Origin of the sequence: Mucilaginibacter sp. (assembly GCF_036383575.1) — a bacterium.
Taxonomy (GTDB): Bacteria; Bacteroidota; Bacteroidia; order Sphingobacteriales; family Sphingobacteriaceae; genus Mucilaginibacter.
In genome coordinates, this window is record NZ_DASVOB010000742.1 from 1 (window position 1) to 4,270 (window position 4,270).

Genomic DNA, 4,270 nt, shown 5'->3' on the forward strand with positions numbered 1-4,270 from the left:
CGGTTATTAAAGATGAATTATTAAAAACAGGCGCTATCACTCAAATGGCCGAATCTGGCAGTCCTACCACATCAATTGGTACGTTTAGCGGCGGGTTGGATTGGAAAGCGAAAGATCCTAACGTGGCGGTTGTATTCCCTAATATCGATATCTCCTATGATTATGGTAAAGCGATCGGCTGGCAGTTTAAGAGCGGCAGGGATTTTTCAAAGGCTTTTGCTACAGATTCATCAGGTTTTATTATCAATGAGGCTGCTGTAAAATATATGGGCTTAAAGAACCCGGTAGGTGAAACCATTAAATGGAACGGGCAGCCTTACCATGTTATTGGTGTTGTAAAAGACCTGATCATGGATTCGCCTTATCAACCTGTACAGCCATCCATATTTCATTTAAGCAATGATGCCGGCAGGATCGTTTTTATGAAGGTAAATGCTACCGCAGGAACAGGCCAATCCCTTGAAAAAATTGAAGACGTTTTAAAGAAATACGCCCCGGATCAGCCATTTAACTATCAATTTGTAGACGAAGACTATGCCCAGAAATTTGGCAGCGAAAAACGTACCGGGCAATTGGCAAGCTCATTTGCTGTGTTGGCTATTTTTATCAGTTGCCTCGGTTTGTTTGGTATGGCGTCATTTGTAGCTGAGCAACGTACCGGCGAGATAGGCATCCGTAAAGTGCTTGGTGCCTCGGTAACTGTGCTATGGCGCTTACTTTCTGCCGAATTTGTACTGCTTGTATTGCTAAGCTTATTTATAGCGATGCCTGTGGCCTGGTATTTCATGCACAAATGGCTGCAACAATATGAATACCGGGCACAAATAAGCTGGTGGATATTTGCTTTGGCAGGGATAGGGGCTTTCGTGATCACGATTATAACGGTAAGCCTACATACGTTGAAAGCAGCCATGGCTAACCCGGTGAGAAGTTTAAGGAGTGAGTGATAGTGGTTGGAGATTAGAGGTTAGGGGATTTCGGATTTCGAATGTTCGATTTCGGAATTAAGAAATAATATAATCTATGTCATTGCGAGGAGCAGGTTGGGTAGTGCGTAAGCGCGACGCGGCAATCTCGTCGCCAATGCATAAACGCCAGGCAACACGGTCGGCCTAAACGCGACAAGGTTGCCACGCTATCGCTCGCAATGAAATGTAGCGTTTATTACTAATGAACGAGTGAACCAATGAACTAAATGATATGTTAAAGAATTACATTAAAATCGCGTTCCGCAACATTGTTAAAAACAAGGTGCATGCCTTTATTAACATTGCGGGTTTATCGGTAGGGATGGCGGTGGCTATGCTTATCGGCCTTTGGGTTTGGGATGAGCTGTCGTTTGATAAGTACCACAGTACCTATAACAGCGTAGGGCAGATCATGGTGAGCCAGAAAGGAAACGACGATGTGATCACTTTTCGATCAACAGTGGTTCCGTTGAGTGCCGATTTGCGCAACCGCTATGGCAGCGATTTTAAGCGGATCTCTCTTTTTTGGTCGGCGGCGCATATTCTTGCCGTGGGTGATAAAAAAATAACGCAAACCGGTGGTTGGGCCGAAGCGGATATGCCGGCAATGCTGGCGTTGAAAATGGTTGAAGGCAGTTATGCTGATTTTAAAGATCCATCATCAATGATCATATCACAATCGGTAGCCAAAGCACTTTTCGGCGATGCCGATCCACTTAATAAAACCATTAAAGCTGATAACAAAACAAACCTGAAGGTTATAGGCGTTTATGAAGATCTGCCGCGCAATACCTCGTTTTATGAAACGCGGTTCCTGATGCCTTTTTTTAACAAAAACAACTGGTGGAGCACCCAAACTGCCGCCTGGGATAATCATGGTTGTTCGTTATATGTTCAACTGGCAGATAACGCTGATTTTGATAAGGTTTCGGCTAAAATAAGTAACGTGACCAAAGCGCATTTTAAATCCTACGATGAAACTATCCAGGTTCATCCCATGAGTAAATGGCACCTGTACAGCGATTTTAAAAACAGGAAACCGGTAGGGGGCCGCATTGAAATGGTATGGTTGTTTGGTATCATCGGTGTATTTGTATTGTTGCTGGCCTGTATCAATTTCATGAACCTGAGCACCGCGCGCAGTGAAAAACGTGCTAAAGAGGTAGGGATCAGAAAATCCATCGGTTCCTTACGCTCACAATTGGTTAACCAGTTCCTGAGCGAATCTGTAGTATTTTCCTGCCTGGCGTTGGTGGCCAACTTTGTAATAATTTTGATAGTGCTACCATCATTCAACCACATTGCTGATAAACAAATTGCACTGCCCTGGGGCAATACGTGGTTTTGGCTGATGGTGTTAAGTTTTACATTGTTCACCGGTATTGTTGCCGGCAGCTATCCGGCGTTTTATCTGTCGTCATTTGAGCCTGTAAAAGTTTTGAAAGGCACATTTAAGGTTGGTCGTTTTGCTTCGCTGCCGCGGAAGGTGCTGGTTGTTGTACAGTTCACGGTTTCGATAACGCTTATTATTGGTACCATTGTTGTTTTCAGGCAGATCCAATATGCCAAGAACCGGCCTGTCGGCTATTCGCGGGCAGGATTGTTAACTATCGAAATGAATACCCCCGAAATTTACGGGCACTATGAAGCTATGCGAAACGACCTGATCCAGACGGGCGCAGTTGAAGACATGGCCGAATCCAACAGTACAACAAACGAGATCTGGGCGCGCAACGGCGGTTTTGATTGGGAAGGTAAAGACCCCAAATTTGAGCCAACCTTTGCTTCAATTGCCATAACTTATGATTATGGGCATACTGTAGGCTGGAAAATTACCCAGGGCCGTGATTTTTCGAGGAGTTTCCCTACTGATACAGGCGGTTTTATTATGAACGAGTCGGCAGTGAAAATGACCGGTATTAAGGATCCGGTAGGTAAGGTGATCCGCTGGGGTGGCAAGCCTCATTTGGTTACCGGGGTTGTTAAGGATATGGTGATGGAATCGCCCTACAATAAGCCGGTTGCTTCTATATTTATGATGATCCCTGGCTGGGTTAACTTTATAACTTTAAGGGTTAAGCCAACTATACCCATGCAGGATGCATTGAAAAAGATCGAACCGGTATTTAAAAAATATAATCCGGGCAGCCCTTTCGACTTTAAATTTAACGACGATGAGTATGCCAGCAAGTTTTCGGATGAGCAGCGGATAGGTAACCTGGCCACCATATTTGCGGTGTTAGCTATATTTATATCATGCCTTGGTTTATTTGGACTGGCCTCATTTGTTGCCGAGCAGCGCATCAAGGAAATTGGTGTTCGCAAGGTGCTCGGGGCTTCGGTAGCCAACCTGTGGCGCTTGCTCTCAACCGAGTTTGTGGTACTGGTTACCATATCGTTATTCATTGCTATACCGGCAGCTTATTACTACATGAGTAACTGGCTGCTCAAGTATGAATACCGGTCGACAATTACCTGGTGGATCTTTGCTGCATCCGGCATAGGTGCCGTGGTGATCACTTTACTAACGGTAAGCTATCATGCTATAAAAGCGGCGTTGGCAAATCCGGTGAAGAATTTGAGGAGTGAATAAGTGATTAGAGGTTGGTTTTTGGGATTTATAAAAGTAAACAAACCATGTCATTGCGAGGAGCAACGCGGGGATAGTGTATTGGGGGGTGACGTGGCAATCTCGTCGCTAATGAATAAACGTATGCAAAGGTGCAGACATAAGCGCGATGAGGTTGCCACGCTATCGCTCGCAATGACATGGTGGCAGGTTACTAATGAGCTAATGAATATTGAACTAATATCATGTTTAAAAATTATTTAACCATTGGGTGGCGAAACCTTGTTAAGAACAAGGCACATACGCTTATTAACATTACGGGGCTATCGGTGGGGATGGCTGTTGCTATGCTCATAGGGCTTTGGATCTGGGATGAGTTATCGTACAATAAAAACTTCGATAATTATGACCGGATAGTTCAGGTTTGGCAAAATCAAACTTTTAATGGGGTAACAAGTTCGCAAACGGCTATGCCTATACCTTTAGGTTATAAGTTGCGAAGTGATTACAAGCACGATTTTAAATATGTAGTGCTTTCTTCCTGGAACTTCGGGCATATTATGGCCTATGGCGATAAAAAACTCACTAAAGAGGGCAGTTATATGCAGGCCGAAGCGCCAGATCTGCTTACTTTAAAAATGCTGAAGGGCACACGCTCGGGTTTAACTGACCCATCATCTGTTTTACTTTCCGCTTCACTGGCAAAGGCCTTGTTTGGTGATGCCGATCCCAT

At 44.4% G+C, this 4,270-nt stretch carries 3 protein-coding genes; all 3 read left to right on the forward strand.

Going from position 1 to position 4,270, the window contains the following annotated elements; genetic code table 11:
- On the forward strand, positions 1-947 hold a 947-nt coding region (locus tag VF500_RS26630; RefSeq protein ID WP_330862573.1), incomplete at its 5' end, for an ABC transporter permease.
- A gap of 253 nt (positions 948-1,200) precedes the next feature.
- A complete protein-coding gene (locus VF500_RS26635) occupies positions 1,201-3,561 on the forward strand; it encodes an ABC transporter permease (RefSeq protein ID WP_330862574.1) in 2,361 nt (786 codons plus the stop codon).
- 221 nt (positions 3,562-3,782) lie between these two features.
- The coding region (locus VF500_RS26640) for an ABC transporter permease (RefSeq protein WP_330862575.1) at positions 3,783-4,270 on the forward strand (488 nt) is incomplete at its 3' end.

What these genes read in the sequence shown, in the direction of transcription:
- VF500_RS26635 (WP_330862574.1), top strand. Translation starts at nt 1,201, where the DNA reads ATGTTAAAGAATTACATTAAAATCGCGTTCCGCAACATTGTTAAAAAC.